Source organism: Sphingobacterium sp. SGG-5 (assembly GCF_011043525.1).
Taxonomy (GTDB): domain Bacteria; phylum Bacteroidota; class Bacteroidia; order Sphingobacteriales; family Sphingobacteriaceae; genus Sphingobacterium.
Genome location: NZ_JAAKGO010000002.1, coordinates 66,214 through 84,289 on the forward strand (window position 1 = coordinate 66,214; position 18,076 = coordinate 84,289).

The window sequence follows — 18,076 nt, forward strand, 5'->3', positions numbered from 1 at the left end:
ATTCTATTTCTTTTTAATAACCAGTGCACTAATTACAGCCCGCTCTCCCACTACATCTGAAGGTTTTATGGTATGATTATTTTTAACAACCATAGCCGACGAACCACCACCGTCCAGATTAATTACACTAACGCATCCCATATCTTTCATTTGCACAGCCACATCTTGTAAGGTAAGACCAGGGATGCTTTCAGATGTATTTCCCCCTTCAGCAACTAACAGCACAACTAAATCATTTTCCAAATAACCAATAGCTGTTCTTGCTCGGGAAGACGTATTGTCGACTGAAATCAACTCTTCTGCATCTGTTATTTTAACTAAGCCGTTTTTTACTAATACAGGAGATCCTCCTATAGCACTTTTTACTTCCCAAACTGATCCTCCGGATGGAAAAGAAGAAGAAGGAATAGGCTGGGGCTCACTTCCTTCCACGTTTGGACTGGGTTGCGGATAACTATACAGCGGACCTCCGGCTTGATTTACCGTATACACCCATTCGACACTTGGTTTATTCTGTATATCTAAACCAAAAGCTGCCCGAGTTGGATAATATGTTGTCGGCACTCCTTGGTAGTTTCTATTTAAAGCACGAATATTATCGGCCGATGTTTCTCCGTTCCACCTTACCAAACTATAAGAAACCCCGACACCGAAGTACCCTCCGTTTGTAACCGCATAGACATCTCCACTCTCATCATTAAAAAATTGTGATACTTTTTTTGCTGTTGAGGAGATTACAGGTTTAAACTCGACATTAACAGGATCAAACACTAAAGCGTACATGTTTGTCTTTTTTGTACCGATCAAAGTATTACTTCTATACAGCGTTAACCCTTTACTCCCGTCGAATGTAGATTGTTTAATCCAATGCTGAGGAAATGTTATTTCCTTTCTCTCTTCTGAATTAAGAGGAGGTACTTCCTTGGTAACGTCAGATTTGCATCCTGACAGAAAAAGTATAAATAAAAATATTATTTGATATTTTATCATAACGAGATTAAATGGTGTTTTCAAACACTAAATAAGAAATAATATTCCAAACAAACAAGTTATTTTTAAAATAAATTAAAAATACAATTGCAGTTTTATTATTTATTAATAAACAAAGGGTAAAGCTATCCTTTAATCTACCGCAGAATCCCCTTCAACTTCCTCAGATTTTCTTAGCGGAACCAACCATGTGACCACAAACGCTGGGATAGTAGCAATTAATACCCAGATAAAGAATTCCTTGTAACCTAAATAATCGCTCAATAATCCGCTAATCATTGATGGAATCATAAAACCCAGATTCATCAAACCACTGCCAAACGCATAATGCGCCATTTTATAAGGGCCTGGTGCAATATTTTGCATCATAAACAAAATAAGTCCGACGAAGCCAAACCCATATCCAAAATATTCTGTCACTATAGCCGCCCCAATAGTATAGAGGTCCATAGGCATCGCTATTGCCAAAAATGCATAAGCGGCAAAAGGGAGATTGAAGATGGCACAAAGGATAAGGAGGGTCCTTCGGGTAAGACCCCTATTAGATACATAATATCCAGCCAAGATAGAACCTAAAACAAAGGCTATCGATCCAAACACACCATATAACAACCCAATCTCCGAAGTGCTCAATCCCAAACCTCCCTCGGCTCTTGATGCTTTAAAAAACAAGGGTATAATCTTGATGGCCTGGCCTTCCGCAAAACGGTAAAGCACGATGAAACACAGACTGTACCATATATTTTTCTTCTGAAAAAAAGTGACAATTACATCTTTCAAGGTATCAAACCCTTCTTTCAACGTGTTCGCTTTTGCCTCATCTTGCGTGGAGGGCAAAGCGCGCATATTGTAAAGACCCAATACGAGCATGATGAACCCATAAACAAACATAACAACCATCCAGGCATTCCGTATTCCTATTTCTTCCTCCAACTGTCCGGCCAAATAAACCAACGCACCCCCTGAAAACACCTTCGCGATATTGTAAAAAGCCCCTTGCCAACCTACATATTTCGCTTGTAGCTTTGCATTTAACTCATTAAGATACACACCATCTGCGGCTGTATCGTGAGTAGCCCCACTAATGGCAATAATGGTCAGTACCGCTATAGAAAAACTGAAGAAATAATCCAACTGTAATGTCAGACCAACTAATCCGAACAATAACCCTGTAAATATTTGTGTAATAAATACGAAAAATTTCTTGGTTTTGTACATTTCCAAAAAAGGTCCCCAAAGAGGCTTTAATGTCCATGGGAGCATTATCAGTGATGTCCAGAAGGCAATTTGTGTATCCGATACACCTAAGTTTTTGTACATAATTGAACTCGCCCCAGACAAGGCCACAAAAGGCAAGCCCATGGCAAACCAAGTCGTCGGAATCCAATAAATAGGATGAATAGTTTTTACGTTATTTTGTTTCACGGATATGTGCTAAAGATTTGCCGTTTATAAAAATCATTCAATTTTATTAAAAAAAATCAACAACACCAACTTATTATTAAAAATATTTAATAATTATCTTTCTTAAAAACACATAAATGCGTTAAAACAGCATTAATAACTTTTTTATTATATTTACCCGCTTTATTAAATAAAGTTTTTAAACAAAATGAGTTCAAACTTCCTTACCGATTTGCACAACGCTAACATCAGTGGTGTCGCGTTTAAAAATATCAAGCTAAAAAAACAGATATTGGCTTATTTTGCCGCTCATGAATTGGGCACCATTGCTGAATTAAGCAAGGCATTTAATGTCAGCATCCCTAAGATCAACGAATCGATCAACGAATTGATTGAAGAGAAGCTGGTTAAGGACTATGGGAAGCAGACGTCGAGCGTGGGAAGGAAGCCGAACAACTATGGCTTGGAAGCCAACTCTGCTTTTTTCATCGGCGTACAAGTGAGTCATGACTATATTTCCATAGCGATGATCAACATGAAAAAAGAGCTCGTCGCCAGTAAGGATGAAATTCCTTTTCAACTGGAAAACAGTGAACAGTCCCTACATGACATCTGCAAGGAAATAACAGACTTCATTTCGAAACTGCATATTAAAAAAGAAAAGATTTTAGGCGTCGGCATCAATTTATCCGGCCGGATAAACTACCGAACGGGATATTCGTATAGTTATTTTAACTTTTACGAAGATCCGCTATCCAATTTCTTCGAACAGGAGCTGGGTATCCATACCTTTCTCGAAAATGACACCAAAGCGCTTTCCTATGGCGAATTTTCAAGCGGGATCGTGACAAATGAAAGGGATGCGTTATTTATTAACGTCGACAACGGTATCGGCTTGGGAATAATGGTCAACGGACAACTTTACTATGGAAAGTCAGGGTTCTCAGGGGAGTTCGGTCACATTCCGATCTTTGACAACGATATTATCTGCAAATGCGGTAAAAAAGGTTGTCTGGAAACAGAGGCTTCAGGCCATGCGTTGCGCAAAAGAATAATAGAAGAGATCCAAAATGGGGCGACAAGTATTCTGACAAAAAAATTCAGCAACATCGAAGATATCCGTCTAAATGACATTATCCATGCAGCGAAGAAAGATGACACCTTGTCCATCGAGGCCATCAACGAAATAGGGGAAAAATTAGGCCGAGGTCTGGCAGCACTGATCAATATTTTCAACCCGGAACTTATTATTATCGGGGGCGTACTGGCCAAATCGGAGGAATACTTAAGTTTACCGCTCAAAAATGCCATCAATAAATATTCGTTATCTATCGTCAATAAAGACACTAAAATCGTTGTCTCTACACATGGTGAAAAGTTCTCGCCGATAGGTGCCTGCCTATTATTACGGGACAGATTGCTGGCGATAACGGAATGAACAACCGTCCTCCACTATTGATTATCGTATAATATCACCCCCTACCGTGACCGCTTTCGCACAAGGATTAGCATATTTATCGACAAGCACCAGAAATTCATAACGGGTGACAGTGCGCGCTAAGTCATACTCCCCCTCGAACTTCAGTCTTTTTTCCCAATCCTTCTGCACCTGCTCATCAACTTCGTTCCCTCGAAAGGACACGAACTTAACAAACGATAACAGATCCTTCAGGGTAAAGTAGTCGGCCGTGTTGTCGAGGAACCACAACTGGCTCCGGGAATACAACTGATTGAAGATAGATTTAACACTATCCACTGCAACACTGTCCTTTCTATCGAATAGTTGGTTACCTTCCTTTCCTTCCAAAATAGTAGCCAGATAGCCATTTTGGATCACTGCATAGTTTGGATCTTTTACCGAGACGTCTTTCCAAGGCAATAATCGCGCACCAAAACCCATTAATTCCGTCTGCAATTTACGCACATCGACCTTATCGGCTGTCGTCTTAAAAAACGCGCAGTACGCTACCAAGGCACCTACGGCCTGTCCGATATGTGCACGTAGAGGGATGCTTTCCGTATCGGTAGCCGGCATGAGCGATTTTGTAAAGAATAATTCTTGAAAATTCTGCGAAAGGATATCTTTGACCAATAACGTATAGCAGGAATCTCGATACTCGCCTACGGCAACAGTCGTTCGAACTTCCTTCGGCGTCAATACCGAAGCCTTCCTCAAAGTCACCGTCCCCAAAGAGACTTGGCTTTTTACTACCTCATTTGCCAATTCACCGTCGGGCGACGCATCCACGATTGCCCGTACATCATATTTCTTACCATTTTCCAATACCACGGCCCAATCGTGTTTATTACGCTCCAATGAGGCCACCCTTTCGTTTCGTAGGACGGTAAGCTGCTTTTCCTTACCCATCATTCTTTCCATAGCATGGAGCATAAGCGTAGGGTTGACACCCTTCTTGACGGCCTGTGCCAAAGAATCACTCACACCGTCATTCAATGCGGAAGCCATCAACAGATCCATCCAGATACCGCCATCCAGTCCTTGGTTTGCTGTTATTTTCAATGGCCTCAATGTCAGTTCCTCCACGAGTCTATGTGTACCCATAATCCACAACGTAGGCACATTCGACCGTGCACTTTGGATCGCTGCCGTGAAAGCTTCAATATTGGATCCGTACACAAGCAAAGCAGGCTTCACCTCTTTAGCACACAAAGACAATTTGCCAAAAAGCAGGAGGAGGAGGGAAACTATTTTATACATTTTTGTGGATTTCATATTCGAATATACGTAATCCCACTTTATTACCTAAATTTGTCACATGATAGCGGAAGAAAAGTCATTGAATTTTATTGAAGAGATTGTCGAGGAAGATATTCGAAAAGGGACACACGATGGCCGTGTACTGACCCGTTTCCCTCCTGAGCCAAATGGTTACCTTCACATCGGTCACGCCAAATCCATTTGCCTGAATTTTGGTCTGGCCCAAAAGTACAACGGGAAAACCAATCTACGCTTCGACGACACCAACCCTGTCACGGAAGATGTGGAGTATGTCGACAGCATCAAAAAAGACATCCAATGGCTCGGCTTTCAATGGGCCGAGGAGCTCTATACGTCTGACTATTTCGAAACGTTATATCAATATGCGGTTGACCTGATAAAAAAGGGTTTGGCCTATGTAGATGATAGCACAGCTGAAGAAATTGCAGCAGCTAAAGGCACGCCGACAGAGCCGGGCACACCCACACCTTACCGTAGCCGATCTGTGGAAGAAAACCTTCGATTATTTGAAGAAATGCGGAACGGTAAATACCAAGATGGGGAAAAGGTGTTACGGGCAAAAATAGATTTGGCCAACCCAAATATGCATCTGCGGGACCCCCTACTGTATCGTATCAAACATGCCCACCACCACCGTACCGGAGATAAATGGTGTATTTATCCGATGTATGACTTTGCCCATGGACAGTCTGACTCCATCGAGAACATTACACACTCTATCTGTACGCTGGAATTTATACCACACCGTCCTTTGTACGATTGGCTGATTGAGAAGCTGGATATCTTCCCTTCCAAACAATACGAATTTGCCCGTTTGAACATGACCTATACCGTTATGAGCAAGCGCAAATTGCTACAACTGGTCAATGAAAAATACGTGGAAAGCTGGGATGACCCGCGTATGCCTACCATATCTGGAATGCGCCGTCGTGGGTACACACCGAGCAGTATCCGTAATTTTTGTGAGCGTATCGGTATCCAGAAACGGGAAAACATGATCGATATTAGCCTGTTGGAGTTTTTTGTGCGTGAAGATCTCAACAAAACAGCCTGGCGCCGTATGGCGGTTCTCGATCCGATCAAACTCATTATCACGAACTATCCCGAAGGACAGGTCGAACAGCTTGAAGGCGAAAACAATCCGGAAGTGGAAGGCGGGGAAGGGTCAAGAACGATTCCATTTTCGCGTGAACTATGGATTGAGCGTGATGACTTTATGGAAGAGCCGCCGAAGAAGTTTTTCCGACTTGGCCCTGGGCTTTCGGCCCGGCTGAAACACGGCTATATCGTTGAATGTCATGATTTCAAAAAGGACGAAAGCGGCAAAGTGACTGAAATATACTGTACGTACGCACCTAACTCTAAATCAGGTGAAGATACATCTGGACTAAAAGTGAAAGGAACCATACATTGGGTTTCCGTTCCTCATGCTAAAGAAGCGGAAGTTCGGTTGTACGACAGGCTGTTTCAGGTCGAAGACCCCGCAGCGGAAGAAGATTTTAAAGCTTCCATCAACCCAAATAGCTTACAGATCATTAAGAAAGCTTATATCGAACCCGATCTGGCAAATGCAGAGGCGAGAAAAGGCTATCAGTTTATTCGCTTAGGCTATTTTACCTTAGATACTCGCTCCGCAACCGATCAGTTGGTATTCAACCGGACTGTGACGCTTAAAGACAGCTGGGCGAAGGAAATAAAGAAGGGATAACAAAAAATGGAGGCTTCAGCCTCCATTTTTTGTTATTAAACCAATCTCTCAACAATTTTCTTTGTAGGTCCTGGATTACTCATGGTATAGAAGTGTAATACCGGCGCACCAAAATCAATCAATTCTTTACACATATGTACCATCCATTCGGTACTGACTTGTTGTACTTCAGCGTTATTCTTACACACACTGACAGCGTCACTTAACTCTTCAGGGATATCAAGGTGAAAAATTTTAGGTAATGCAATAAGCTGTTTCTTTGTTGTCAGAGGTTTCAACCCCGGTATGATAGGTACGTTGATATCCTGCTCACGGCATTTCGTGACGAACTCCTTATACTTTTCGACGTTAAAAAACATCTGGGTTACAATAAACTCGGCTCCCATCTCCACCTTTTTCTTCAACCATTTAAAATCCGTATTGAAATTTGGTGCTTCAAAATGTTTTTCAGGATATCCTGCAACCCCGATACAAAAGTTCGTGCGTGCCGAGCTTTCAATGTTTTCATGCAAGTATTTACCTTGATTCATATCGACCACCTGTTGCAGCAGATCTGTCGCATAGGCATGTCCGCCGGGTGTAGGAATAAAATCGGCATCGCCTTTACGGGCATCACCACGCAATACCAATACATTATCTATTCCTAAAAAATTGAGATCAATCAAGGCATTTTCAGTCTCTTCCTTGGTGAACCCACCACATATCAGATGTGGAACAGCATCAACCTTATACTTGTTCATGATCGCCGCGCAGATAGCCACCGTGCCAGGCCGTTTACGATAGGCCACACGCTCTAATAAGCCACTTGTATGTTGTTTATACAAGTAATCCTCCCGGTGATAAGTGACATCAATAAATGGCGGGTTAAACTCCATCAGTTCATCCATTGTATTGAAAATACTCTGGATGCCCTGTCCCTTGGCAGGAGGTAATAATTCAAAGGAAAACAAAGGCTTCCCCTTAGCATTTTTGATATGATCTATTATTTTCATTCTTCTTATTGTTGGAGCTTAGAGAATGCGAACAAGATATTTGTCCCGCCAGCTTATCTTTCTTCGACCATTATTGACAGAAGTAGAATTTAGCACCTTGAAGAGTATCAGGTTGCTAAGGCTTCAGCGGGTCTACTCCCTCCGCCTTTCTCTATAAGCGCCGCTAATATCGTCAATAGAATCAAAAAGTGAAAATATTTAATACAAAAAGCGAAGAAAAGGTCCACGTTGGTTGTCACTTACACCGATAAGTCCCATTTTTTCCAAAAACCCCTCTGAATTCCTCTGATAATCAAGCGTAGCACCGTATCCCAAATGAACATTCCTAAGATCATCTTCATCCACATCGGTTCGGTGATATTTGCCTGTTGACCTATTTAACCCAAAAGTATCAAATGGGCAAAGATGAACCAAATTCGGCATGAATCCTAAAGAACGGAATATTGCAGAAATGTAGTTAGGTTTTGTACTCATCTCAACCTCAAACGTATAGTTTAGCGGATCAGGAGATGTTTCACTGCCCGATGGTGTCCACCGGGCATCGATAGGGTTGGTCGGTGGAATTCCCGTACCATAGTAGCTATATTCTATTTGCACAGAATCCAACTGTTCCACATCGTAAAAATATTTTTCTACAATCTTTCTCATCCGACCGGCCATATCTTCATACTCTTTTACTACCTGTGCCGGCCTTTTGCTATCCCCTGCATATGCAATTTTTTTATTGGGTTGATAACCCTCGTATGTATAGACATCAGAAAACTCGTAATCCGTCAACAGATTAATCGCTGAAAGCCGACCTTGGCTATCCCACACATACTCATATTCCAGTTCCTCTTGAACGGGAGCACCTATTCCAAAAAGATCCTGTCGCAATATGGTCTCGACGGATTTATTGACCCGGCCGGTATTATCATATGAAAATCTGGAAGTACCCAGCTGTACTATTCTATCATCTTCATATTCCACGTCATAGGTGTGCGTAACATGATCCCAAGCATATTCTTCTATTGCTACCAGCGGTTGAGTCTTAACTAAAGTTTCTTGCTCCGATTTCTCACAGCCGGAAAGCAGAAACCAAAAAAACAGCACATTTCCTATAAAAATAAGTCTTCTTCCCATATCAAATAAGTAAAAGTCAATCAATATGTTAGCTTGCAATATTAACAAAATACGCTCAGACTGAAAAACTATACCAAAAACTACTCTTTATATAAATCCACCAACCCTGCTGGAAGTTCCACTTCAATCACAGCTTCATCGGCATCAATACCCAATATCAAGTCATCCGATAAAGGAAATAGCAGCTCCTTCCCCGCCATATCCACCGTCGCAATAAACTGTTGTGGCATCTCTTGCACCTGAACGATCTCACCAAGTTCACCTTCATTTTCATCGATCACGAGATATCCCACCAAATCGGTATATCGAAAATCATCCGGATGGCGCTCAGGTATTTTATCCGCTGTGACATACATTTTTTTACGAATCAGCAATTGCGCCTTATCAATATGGTCTATATCTTCAAACGTAGCGTAGGCTGTACTGTTTTTCTGCAATTTGACCGTCTCGACAAAATAGGGAACCATCTTTTTGTTCATTTCCAGGAAGATAATATCCAGCATCAAATCTTCGTAATCTTCAAACTCGAAAAAAAGCTGGACTTCACCCTTTAACCCGCGTGTCTTACTGACATACCCAATGTAAGTTTTATCCTCATTTGTCATCATGCAAAATAAACATAAATCGCCCAAAGAAAAAATAAATACAACCGTAAATCCGAAGAAACAAAGGATGCGCAAAAAAAGAAAGCACTTGGTTTAACACATATAATTATATATCTTGGCAGGAATAACACACGACTAATTAAATATTTATCTAAACACAAATGAACATAAAAAAGATCTGCTGTCTGTTATTGGCATTATTCCTTCTCGGTCTACGGCCAGGAATTGCTCAAAGTGTCGAATCGCCAAACGAATTTAGGCTGACACTATCGGATGGAATTCCCTTAGCTTTATCGCATGCCATTGCTTTCGGTATTGTAGATGCTTTCGCCGGACATGACGTTGATGAGAGCGAAAGCAGCGGTTTAGGCCATTGGTCTCTCGGCTATCGCAGACATTTCTCTTCCCGGTTTAATGCGGGGATTGAGGTTTCTACGCAGTCTATATCACAGCAATATACCATCGACAATTCGGGAAGCGGAACCCGTAAAACAAATTACTACAGCATCATGCCTGCCGCAGAATTTCTATACATGAATCGTGAAAAAGTGAAATTATATGGCAACGCTATGGTGGGCTTAGGTATTTTTAGCAACAAAGAGACATCTGATATGAGTTCCGTTGAAAACACCACTTATACGAATCAACATGTTGCATTTCAGGTTAATCTATTCGGTATCCGCGTTGGACGAAAATATGCCGGGTTCGCCGAAATAGGTATCGGAATAAAAGGAATCTTTGGCATCGGCTTCAGCGCACGCTTATAAGCTTCCTTCGTCGGTTGAAAAGCTAACTCAAGGTCAATACAACAGGACAATGATCGGAATGCACAGCATCAGGTAATATAGCAGCATGCTGTACCCGAGGCACCAACGGCTGGGATACCATATTGTAATCGATACGCCAGCCTAAATTCCGGGCACGCGCTCCTGCTCGATAGCTCCACCAGGTGTAATGGTGCGGATCGGGAGTGAGATGTCGAAATGTGTCCACAAACCCCGAGTCAACGAAGCTCTCCATCCATTCACGTTCCTCCGGCAAAAAGCCCGAAGTATTCGCATTGGACTTAGGGTTATGAATGTCTATAGCCCTATGACAGATATTAAAGTCACCACATACAATCAAATTCGGACGTTCCTTTCGCAACTCGTCTACGTACTGCTGGAAGTCCGCTAAGAACTGGTACTTAAAATTCTGTCGAACATCCCCTGTGGTACCAGATGGGAAGTATACACTCATCACCGACAGATCCTCAAAATCCGTACGGATCATACGTCCCTCGAAATCATAATCCTCATGGCCACATCCATATTCTACATGAAGCGGAGACTTTCGGGTAAATATTGCTGTACCACTATAGCCTTTTTTCTGTGCCGGACACCAATAATGTTCATACCCAAGCTGCTCCAGCAAAACAACCTCAGGGATCTGCCCCGGTGTAGCTTTGATTTCCTGTAAGCATACGACATCCGGTGCTTCAGCCTTCAACCATCCCAACCAGTCCTTCTTCATTGCCGCCCGCAACCCATTGACGTTATACGTAACTATCTTCATCCGATTTTTATAATTTGTAATAACGTGATTTTAATGCATCAAATAAATTTGTAAAAAAACCACTCTTTGGTTTAAGCCCTTGCATTTCCCGCTCCAGATTCAATGCTTCTCGTCGCGTCAGTAATTCCATAGCCATACGTTCGTTCGTAAGCGGCCTATCAAAATCGTCCGTAGGCACCGCTGCTATACGGTCAATGATCTCTAGGCCAGAGATCAACTCACCGAATACGGTATATTCTCCATCAAGATGGGGCGTCCCACCAATGCGCTCATACGTACGTCGTTGAAGATCCGACAGTTTTTTTCCTTTGAAACGAAATGTCTCTAGCGAATCCAAACCTGCCTCAGAGAACTTTCGACCCTGAACCAAATAGAATTGTGAACCGGACGACTGTTTCGCCGGGTTGTTATCCCGAGCTGCCCCGATCACCCCTTTCTTATGGATAAGCGTATCCATAATTTCGGCGGGAATACGATAATCAGGACCCCCATTACCTAAGCGCACGCGATCCCCAACATATCTGGAATCAGGATCTCCACCCTGTATCATAAAATTCTTAATGACACGGTGAAAAAGCAACGAGTCGTAGTATCCCTCTGTCACCAGTTTATAGAAATTGTCCCGATGTTTTGGCGTTGCATTATATAATTTCAATATCGCGTCACCCTTATCCGTTTTGATATGGACATAGTAATGTGTCGGTTTTTGTGCAAAAGCAACGCTACTGAGAAAGAAAGCACATAGGACGGCGAGGTATTTCATCATAAGGCTATATAATTTCTAATTCCTGGAAATAATCAATCATAAGCGATTTCAGGATCATTTCCTGTTCCAATAAGGTGTAGTTTGGAATAGGCTTGACCAACTGCCAATGGGGCCAGCCGTCTTCATCCGCGCCCTGCAACTCATAAAAACCCATCGCACTGAAAAGACGGCATGTGGCAATATGCATCAGTTCTTCCTTCTCCCGTTTGGAGAACTCTTTTGCTCCCTGGCCCAGCTCCTGTATACCGATCAGAAAAAGCATCACCTTAATGTCCGGACGCTCATTATCAAAATCCTGTGCAATTACGTTACGCAGTTCCTCCCATTTTTTATTTATCTCCGCTATCTTCATATCATTCGTCTTTAATTATAAAACATGGACCAGCTCGTGGCAACGTTTTTCAATCATCTTATACACGGGCTCGAACATCTCCTCGTCATAATAGGGATCGGGAACAATATCCTCTTCCAGAAAAAGTGAGACTTTACGCCGATCTTCTTCATTTCTGGCTAAACTTAACACATCCTCCATATTTTGTCGGTCCATCACAAAAATGCGATCATACTGATCAAAAAATTCAGGAATAAAGTGCCTTGCCCTTTGATGCGAGATATCGACACCGTATTTTTTGGCTACCGCAATAGCACGCCTATCTGGTGCTTGCCCCACATGCCAATCGCCAGTACCGGCAGAATGCACCGTCCAGTCCAGCTGATCCTGTGACGCCATATACGTCAGAACACCGTGTGCCAGAGGCGAACGACATATATTCCCCAAACAAACCATTAATATTTTCATCTTTATATATTGTCTTTTAAAGGTGATGAATCTATCAGATTTATTCATTCCCCTGTGTGGCTTGAATAAATCATGATGGTTTCATCTAATTATTATTGATAATATTTTATCTTTTAATTGCATCAGTGAGCTCGCTACCGCTCGGTTGTCCTTTTATTTGCTCATGAAAATCAAAGATACAAAAAAAGGTTTTCAAACGGGGAGAATGAAAACCTTTACTAACCAATTATAAACCTAAATTATGATACCACAAATATAGTGTATTTATCACACTAAGTAAAATAAATCTTTACTTTTTTCAAACTCATGACAATACTAAGACAATTCGATTGGCGTCGCCTCCTTTTTTTGGCCCAACCTCATCAATGAAGGCGTAAAAAAAGAAGCTATACCAACCAAGATCACTACACCTCCCGCAATGACAAAGGCATTTGCTACCCCGATAGCATCTGCAATAAATCCCGTAAAAAGGAGACCGATGGCACTGGGTAGGATAGCCATACTGAAATATAAAGAGAATACCCGTCCGAGCATATGCGGCTGTACCTCTTCCTGAATAATCGTCATAAAAGCAGCCGAAAATATAGACATGGCTATTCCTCCTAAGGTCGTTAGGAGAACAAACCCGATATACCATGAGGCTGGAAACCAACCGGACCATACAAAGGTTAGACCAAGAACAATGTGCATGATATTGACCAAGATGATCTTGGGAACAGATACACGTGCTATACCCAGAAAACTGCCTCCTACTAACATCCCAATACCCCACACAATTTCGATAACACTCATAGCCCATTTATCCCCTCCGTAATGGTCGATGGTTAGCAATGGAAACATGATGGCCACCGGCATGATACAAAATGTAGCAATCATCGCATATAGGAATAGCATGCTTAATCCTTTATTGTGATAAATGGCTTGCAGGCCGACCTTGAGATCATTCCACACGGCAGCTACCGAATTTGTTGTCTCGACAGCAAGGTGAGGGATAGTAACAAAAAGTAGGGAGATAATAGCTGCAGTTGCACCAATTACGTCCAGATACAAAACTTGGTTGATGGGAAAATAAGTGATGGCCAGTGTTCCTAAAGCCGGACCAGCAATACTGCTGACCGACTGCAACATCTGGTTGATTCCCGAAACACGTAATAGCTTATCTTCCGGGACAATCAGCGGTGCTACAGCCTGCATTGCCGGCGAGTGGAATGCACTACCGATCGACCGACATGCGAGCAGCAGATAGATGAGCGATAGATCAGTACCCTCTTCTGTGAGGACAAACGTCATGACGAATGTACAGAGCGCGATAAAAGCATCTGCAAAGATCATAACTTTCTTGCGATCCCACCGATCGATGAAAACTCCCGCAAAGGGTCCAATCAGCGCTTGTGGCAGTAACCCGGCAATACCTGCAAAAGCAAGAACTTCGGCCGACTTGTAATGCAAGCTCAACCAAATGATTACAGCAAAATTAACCGCCGAGCTCGTCAATAAGGACACAAACTGCCCGCTCCATATATAAATATAGGTTTTAAACCAATTCTTCTTTTCCATAAAATATCAAGATGAAGATACAGATACTTTCGAAAAAAAAGCGTCTATATTAAGCAATATAGACGCACATTCTATTCGGAGATATACTGTTACTCGCTGTATAACCCTTTCTCTACCAAATCTTCCACATACGCTTGTACAGCATCATTTGAGAAGCGGGAGGTCACGTCAAAGGCGAAGGCATGCACAAGCAATACCCGTGCGGATTCCTCACTGATTCCTCTCGACCGCAAATAAAAGAGTGCCTCATTGTCAAATTGACCCATTGTACAGCCATGTGAACATTTCACATCGTCAGCGAAAATTTCTAATTGTGGCTTGGTGTAGACAGCAGACTTCTCACCAAGCAGCAAATTGTTATTTTGCTGGAAAGCATTGGTTTTTTGTGCATCCTCACGCACAAATATCTTTCCATTAAACACAGCTGTTGCCTCATCTTGCGGAATATTCTTATACCACTCGTAAGACTCACAATGTGGCTTCATATGATCTACAACCGTATGATTATCGACCAGTTGTCTGTCGGCCAACAAATTCACGCCGTATAGGTGAGATTCCACATTCTCCGCATCTAACCGAACATTGATGTCGTTGCGAACAAACGATACCCCCGGGAAATTGCAATTGTAGTTATTATATAGACTATGCCGCGTCTGATATACCTCCGTATGGTTGATATAGTGTCCTGCATCGGATGCCTGTTGCAGATAATAATGCTGCAGTTTCGCATTTTCCTCCAAAACGATCTCTGTAACCTTATTATTCAGGTTATATGCACTGCCATCCGACGTGATGAACGTTTCAATAATCTCGGCTTCAGCATTGGCCTCAAGCACATACAAATTCCGGGTCTGCACAAAAAAGTCCTCCTCACCTGTGGCGACGTGCACAATCTGAATAGGTTTGGATACTACTTTGTTTTTAGCTACCGAAAGATAAAGGCCCGAAGTAAATAAAGCCGTATTCAATGCGACAAGTGCGCTGTCTGTTTTGTCAGCATGCTGCGCAAAGTGTTTTTGAAAAGCCTCCTCTCCTTCAGCTTCTTCAATCGGTTTTACGACGATACCCAGCTCATCTTCCAACGAGGAAAATGCCAATACATATTGGCCATTGATCAAGACGATACGGTGTGCATCCAGCCCAGGAATATCGGCTTTTGCTAAATCTAAATTAGCCACATCCACATCTTTATTCAAGATATAGGTCTTATTGACTAAGCTATGGATATTGGTATATTTCCAGTCTTCATTTTTGACTGTGGGGAACCCTTTCTTCTCAAAACGTGTATAGGCTTCTTGTCGTAACGCCTTCAGCGCCGGCGATTCATTCGTATCTTCCAACGTGTGAAAAGCCGACGTCAACTGTTCGAATAAAGAGTTTGCTACTATTGTACTCATGTTATTTGTTATCAATCCGCTCATTACCTCATTTTTTTACCGTAGACCGATCATTAGGCATTCTGCGCATCTAATTCTCTTAACCAGTCGTAACCTTTTTCTTCTAACTCCAATGCCAATTCTTTGGGGCCCGTTTTTACAATACGTCCGTCATATAACACGTGTACAAAGTCCGGAACAATGTAATCCAAGAGACGCTGGTAATGCGTTATGACTACAAAAGCATTGTCTTTCGAACGTAATTCATTCACACCTTTTGCTACAATCCGCAAAGCGTCGATATCCAGACCAGAGTCTGTCTCATCCAGAATGGCTAATTTTGGATTTAACATAGCCAGTTGAAAAATTTCATTACGTTTCTTTTCGCCGCCTGAGAAACCCTCATTCAATGACCGATTGGCAAGGTTAGCCGAGAACTCGACTAATTTCTGTTTTTCTTTGACCATTTGCAAAAACTCCTTCGCCTCCATGGGCGGAAGACCTTTATATTCACGGATATCATTTACCGCAGTTTTCAAAAAGTTGATGTTCGATACACCCGGAATTTCCACCGGATATTGAAAGGCCAGGAACAGCCCTTCACGCGCCCGATCCTCCGGAGACATCTCCAATAAGTCGACGCCCTCCAACAGTGCTTCTCCTCCATTCACTTCATACGAGTCTCTTCCGGCCAACACATTCCCTAATGTGCTTTTACCTGCGCCATTCGGCCCCATAATCGCATGAACCTCGCCGGCTTTTACTTCCAGATTTAGACCCTTTAATATTTGTTTGTCTTCTACAGACGCGTATAGATTTTTTATTGTTAACATTTTTTTAGTATTGAGTATTGAGTATTGCGTAGTTATCCTACAGACCCCTCTAATGATATGGCGATCAATTTTTGCGCTTCGACAGCAAATTCCATAGGCAGCTGGTTCAGCACCTCTTTTGCATAGCCGTTTACGATTAACCCCACAGCTTTCTCCGAGTCTATCCCCCTTTGGTTGAGATAAAACACTTGGTCTTCCCCGATTTTTGAGGTGGTCGCTTCGTGTTCAAGCTGTGCACTGGTATTTTTGTTTTCGATATAAGGAAAAGTATGTGCTCCACAACGATCTCCTATCAATAAGGAGTCACATTGGGTGAAGTTACGCGAATTGTCCGCCTTTGCCCCAATCTTGACCAGTCCTCTATAACTATTATGACTTAATCCTGCCGAGATACCTTTCGAGATAATCTTCGATCTCGTATTCTTTCCGAGGTGGATCATCTTTGTTCCGGTATCTGCCACCTGCCTATTTCGCGTCATAGCGACAGAATAAAACTCGCCTACTGAATTGTCGCCCATCAATATGACTCCTGGATATTTCCAGGTTATTGCAGAGCCAGTCTCGACCTGTGTCCATGATATCTTGGAGTTATTTCCCTTACAAATACCACGCTTGGTGACAAAATTATAGATACCGCCAATACCGTCTTTATCGCCGGGATACCAGTTTTGCACGGTAGAATATTTTATCTCTGCATCTTTCATGGCAATCAGCTCCACAACTGCGGCATGCAATTGATTTTCATCACGCATAGGCGCTGTACAGCCTTCCAGGTAAGAAACATACGCTCCCTCATCAGCAATGATCAGCGTACGCTCAAACTGTCCTGTATTCTCCGCATTGATACGGAAGTATGTCGACAATTCCATCGGACAGCGGACTCCTTTCGGGATATACACAAAAGATCCATCAGAAAATACAGCAGAATTTAACGCGGCATAAACATTGTCGGTTTGCGGAACAACCGTGCCTATATATTGCTTCACCAATTCGGGGTGTTCCTGTACAGCCTCTCCAAACGAACAAAAGATAACACCTTTTTCTTTCAATTGTTCGCGAAAGGTAGTTTTCACCGATACCGAATCAAATACCGCATCAACTGCAACCACCCCCGCCAGCACTTTTTGCTCATCCAGTGGGATACCCAACTTCGCAAAAGTCGCCAATAGCTCGGGATCGACTTCATCCATGCTGTTCAGCTGCTTCTTCGGCTTTGGTGCCGCATAATACGACACACCCTGAAAATCCACATCGGGATGCTCAAAGTTTTGCCATGTAGGCATCTCCATGGTCAAAAAATGTCGGAAAGCTTTTAACCGCCATTCCAGCAACCATTCCGGTTCATTTTTCTTGGATGATATCAAGCGAATAGTATCTTCATTCAAGCCTATCGGAGCAATATCCATCTCAATATCAGTCGAAAAACCGTATTTATATTCTTCCTGCTCCAGCTCTTTTAGTAATTCATCGTCTTTGGTACTCATAGTATCTTTCTCTCTCTTAATTAGGTGGTTCCCTAACCTTTTTAGGACTACAAAGTTAAGACTTAAAAACCAATTAAACAGCATTTTTTGTCCCCATTGTGTCGTAGCTTAGTCAATTATATGATTGAAATCATCTTTTAACGAAA

17 protein-coding genes and 1 riboswitch are annotated in these 18,076 nt (G+C 42.3%); of the genes, 3 read left to right on the plus strand and 14 right to left on the minus strand.

Annotation, left to right across the window (positions count from 1 at the left end; all coding sequences use genetic code 11):
* Nucleotides 1-3: 3 nt before the first annotated feature.
* Both G5B30_RS02625 and G5B30_RS02630 read right to left on the minus strand, forming a co-directional pair.
* A complete protein-coding gene (locus G5B30_RS02625) occupies nucleotides 4-783 on the minus strand; it encodes a phosphodiester glycosidase family protein (RefSeq protein WP_165318418.1) in 780 nt (259 codons plus the stop codon).
* A gap of 339 nt (nucleotides 784-1,122) precedes the next feature.
* Nucleotides 1,123-2,415 (minus strand): MFS transporter, encoded by a 1,293-nt coding sequence (locus G5B30_RS02630; RefSeq protein WP_317164309.1) that lies wholly within the window; start codon nucleotides 2,413-2,415, stop codon nucleotides 1,123-1,125.
* Nucleotides 2,416-2,602: 187 nt separating this feature from the next.
* Here G5B30_RS02630 and G5B30_RS02635 point away from each other — a divergent pair, with 187 nt between their 5' ends.
* Entirely contained in the window at nucleotides 2,603-3,832 is a 1,230-nt protein-coding gene (locus tag G5B30_RS02635) for an ROK family protein (RefSeq protein WP_165318419.1), read from the plus strand.
* A gap of 21 nt (nucleotides 3,833-3,853) precedes the next feature.
* Here G5B30_RS02635 and G5B30_RS02640 read toward each other — a convergent pair whose 3' ends face one another.
* Entirely contained in the window at nucleotides 3,854-5,128 is a 1,275-nt protein-coding gene (locus G5B30_RS02640) for an FAD-dependent oxidoreductase (RefSeq protein WP_165318420.1), read from the minus strand.
* 43 nt (nucleotides 5,129-5,171) lie between these two features.
* Between G5B30_RS02640 and G5B30_RS02645 the strand changes: the two genes are divergently transcribed.
* Nucleotides 5,172-6,842 (plus strand): glutamine--tRNA ligase/YqeY domain fusion protein, encoded by a 1,671-nt coding sequence (locus tag G5B30_RS02645; protein WP_165318421.1) that lies wholly within the window; start codon nucleotides 5,172-5,174, stop codon nucleotides 6,840-6,842.
* A 35-nt stretch (nucleotides 6,843-6,877) separates the two neighbouring features.
* Here G5B30_RS02645 and G5B30_RS02650 read toward each other — a convergent pair whose 3' ends face one another.
* The 3 genes from G5B30_RS02650 to rimM all read right to left on the minus strand — a co-directional run bounded on the left by G5B30_RS02650 (nucleotide 6,878) and on the right by rimM (nucleotide 9,564).
* The gene (locus G5B30_RS02650; protein WP_165318422.1) at nucleotides 6,878-7,834 is read right to left on the minus strand and encodes a methylenetetrahydrofolate reductase; all 957 of its coding nucleotides are present in this window, start codon (nucleotides 7,832-7,834) and stop codon (nucleotides 6,878-6,880) included.
* A 50-nt stretch (nucleotides 7,835-7,884) separates the two neighbouring features.
* Nucleotides 7,885-7,994, minus strand: a riboswitch (SAM riboswitch).
* Between the two features lie 38 nt (nucleotides 7,995-8,032).
* Complete coding sequence (locus tag G5B30_RS02655) at nucleotides 8,033-8,956, minus strand: hypothetical protein (RefSeq protein WP_165318423.1); 924 nt, start codon at nucleotides 8,954-8,956, stop codon at nucleotides 8,033-8,035.
* 80 nt (nucleotides 8,957-9,036) lie between these two features.
* Entirely contained in the window at nucleotides 9,037-9,564 is a 528-nt protein-coding gene (rimM, locus tag G5B30_RS02660) for a ribosome maturation factor RimM (protein WP_317164310.1), read from the minus strand.
* Between the two features lie 158 nt (nucleotides 9,565-9,722).
* On the opposite strand from rimM, the gene G5B30_RS02665 reads away from it, so the two are divergent.
* Entirely contained in the window at nucleotides 9,723-10,328 is a 606-nt protein-coding gene (locus tag G5B30_RS02665) for a hypothetical protein (protein ID WP_165318424.1), read from the plus strand.
* Nucleotides 10,329-10,350: 22 nt separating this feature from the next.
* Here the strand turns inward: G5B30_RS02665 and G5B30_RS02670 are convergent, their stop codons facing one another.
* The 8 genes from G5B30_RS02670 to sufB form a co-directional block, all read right to left on the minus strand.
* A complete protein-coding gene (locus G5B30_RS02670; RefSeq protein ID WP_165318425.1) occupies nucleotides 10,351-11,115 on the minus strand; it encodes an exodeoxyribonuclease III in 765 nt (254 codons plus the stop codon).
* Nucleotides 11,116-11,122: 7 nt separating this feature from the next.
* Nucleotides 11,123-11,881 (minus strand): peptidylprolyl isomerase, encoded by a 759-nt coding sequence (locus G5B30_RS02675; protein ID WP_165318426.1) that lies wholly within the window; start codon nucleotides 11,879-11,881, stop codon nucleotides 11,123-11,125.
* 4 nt (nucleotides 11,882-11,885) lie between these two features.
* Nucleotides 11,886-12,233 (minus strand): hypothetical protein, encoded by a 348-nt coding sequence (locus tag G5B30_RS02680; RefSeq protein WP_165318427.1) that lies wholly within the window; start codon nucleotides 12,231-12,233, stop codon nucleotides 11,886-11,888.
* A gap of 15 nt (nucleotides 12,234-12,248) precedes the next feature.
* Nucleotides 12,249-12,680: a low molecular weight protein-tyrosine-phosphatase gene (locus tag G5B30_RS02685; RefSeq protein WP_165318428.1), complete on the minus strand. Its 432-nt coding sequence runs from the start codon at nucleotides 12,678-12,680 to the stop codon at nucleotides 12,249-12,251.
* A gap of 315 nt (nucleotides 12,681-12,995) precedes the next feature.
* Entirely contained in the window at nucleotides 12,996-14,237 is a 1,242-nt protein-coding gene (locus G5B30_RS02690) for an MFS transporter (RefSeq protein WP_165318429.1), read from the minus strand.
* Nucleotides 14,238-14,326: 89 nt separating this feature from the next.
* Nucleotides 14,327-15,634: a Fe-S cluster assembly protein SufD gene (gene sufD / locus G5B30_RS02695; RefSeq protein WP_165318430.1), complete on the minus strand. Its 1,308-nt coding sequence runs from the start codon at nucleotides 15,632-15,634 to the stop codon at nucleotides 14,327-14,329.
* A 53-nt stretch (nucleotides 15,635-15,687) separates the two neighbouring features.
* Nucleotides 15,688-16,446 carry a Fe-S cluster assembly ATPase SufC gene (sufC, locus tag G5B30_RS02700; RefSeq protein WP_165318431.1) on the minus strand — a complete coding sequence of 253 codons (759 nt, stop codon included), beginning with the start codon at nucleotides 16,444-16,446 and terminating at the stop codon, nucleotides 15,688-15,690.
* Between the two features lie 32 nt (nucleotides 16,447-16,478).
* Nucleotides 16,479-17,930, minus strand: a complete 1,452-nt coding sequence (gene sufB / locus G5B30_RS02705; RefSeq protein WP_165318432.1) for a Fe-S cluster assembly protein SufB — start codon at nucleotides 17,928-17,930, stop codon at nucleotides 16,479-16,481.
* Nucleotides 17,931-18,076 lie beyond the last annotated feature (146 nt).

Excerpts from the sequence above, each read along its gene's own strand:
- G5B30_RS02640 (WP_165318420.1), bottom strand. The coding sequence starts at position 5,128 with ATGAAATCCACAAAAATGTATAAAATAGTTTCCCTCCTCCTCCTGCTT.
- sufD (WP_165318430.1), bottom strand. The coding sequence starts at position 15,634 with ATGAGTACAATAGTAGCAAACTCTTTATTCGAACAGTTGACGTCGGCT.
- G5B30_RS02655 (WP_165318423.1), bottom strand. The coding sequence starts at position 8,956 with ATGGGAAGAAGACTTATTTTTATAGGAAATGTGCTGTTTTTTTGGTTT.
- G5B30_RS02650 (WP_165318422.1), bottom strand. The coding sequence starts at position 7,834 with ATGAAAATAATAGATCATATCAAAAATGCTAAGGGGAAGCCTTTGTTT.
- G5B30_RS02635 (WP_165318419.1), top strand. The coding sequence starts at position 2,603 with ATGAGTTCAAACTTCCTTACCGATTTGCACAACGCTAACATCAGTGGT.
- G5B30_RS02690 (WP_165318429.1), bottom strand. The coding sequence starts at position 14,237 with ATGGAAAAGAAGAATTGGTTTAAAACCTATATTTATATATGGAGCGGG.
- sufB (WP_165318432.1), bottom strand. The coding sequence starts at position 17,930 with ATGAGTACCAAAGACGATGAATTACTAAAAGAGCTGGAGCAGGAAGAA.
- G5B30_RS02645 (WP_165318421.1), top strand. The coding sequence starts at position 5,172 with ATGATAGCGGAAGAAAAGTCATTGAATTTTATTGAAGAGATTGTCGAG.
- G5B30_RS02680 (WP_165318427.1), bottom strand. The coding sequence starts at position 12,233 with ATGAAGATAGCGGAGATAAATAAAAAATGGGAGGAACTGCGTAACGTA.
- G5B30_RS02685 (WP_165318428.1), bottom strand. The coding sequence starts at position 12,680 with ATGAAAATATTAATGGTTTGTTTGGGGAATATATGTCGTTCGCCTCTG.
- rimM (WP_317164310.1), bottom strand. The coding sequence starts at position 9,564 with ATGATGACAAATGAGGATAAAACTTACATTGGGTATGTCAGTAAGACA.
- G5B30_RS02670 (WP_165318425.1), bottom strand. The coding sequence starts at position 11,115 with ATGAAGATAGTTACGTATAACGTCAATGGGTTGCGGGCGGCAATGAAG.
- G5B30_RS02675 (WP_165318426.1), bottom strand. The coding sequence starts at position 11,881 with ATGATGAAATACCTCGCCGTCCTATGTGCTTTCTTTCTCAGTAGCGTT.
- G5B30_RS02665 (WP_165318424.1), top strand. The coding sequence starts at position 9,723 with ATGAACATAAAAAAGATCTGCTGTCTGTTATTGGCATTATTCCTTCTC.
- sufC (WP_165318431.1), bottom strand. The coding sequence starts at position 16,446 with ATGTTAACAATAAAAAATCTATACGCGTCTGTAGAAGACAAACAAATA.
- G5B30_RS02625 (WP_165318418.1), bottom strand. The coding sequence starts at position 783 with ATGTACGCTTTAGTGTTTGATCCTGTTAATGTCGAGTTTAAACCTGTA.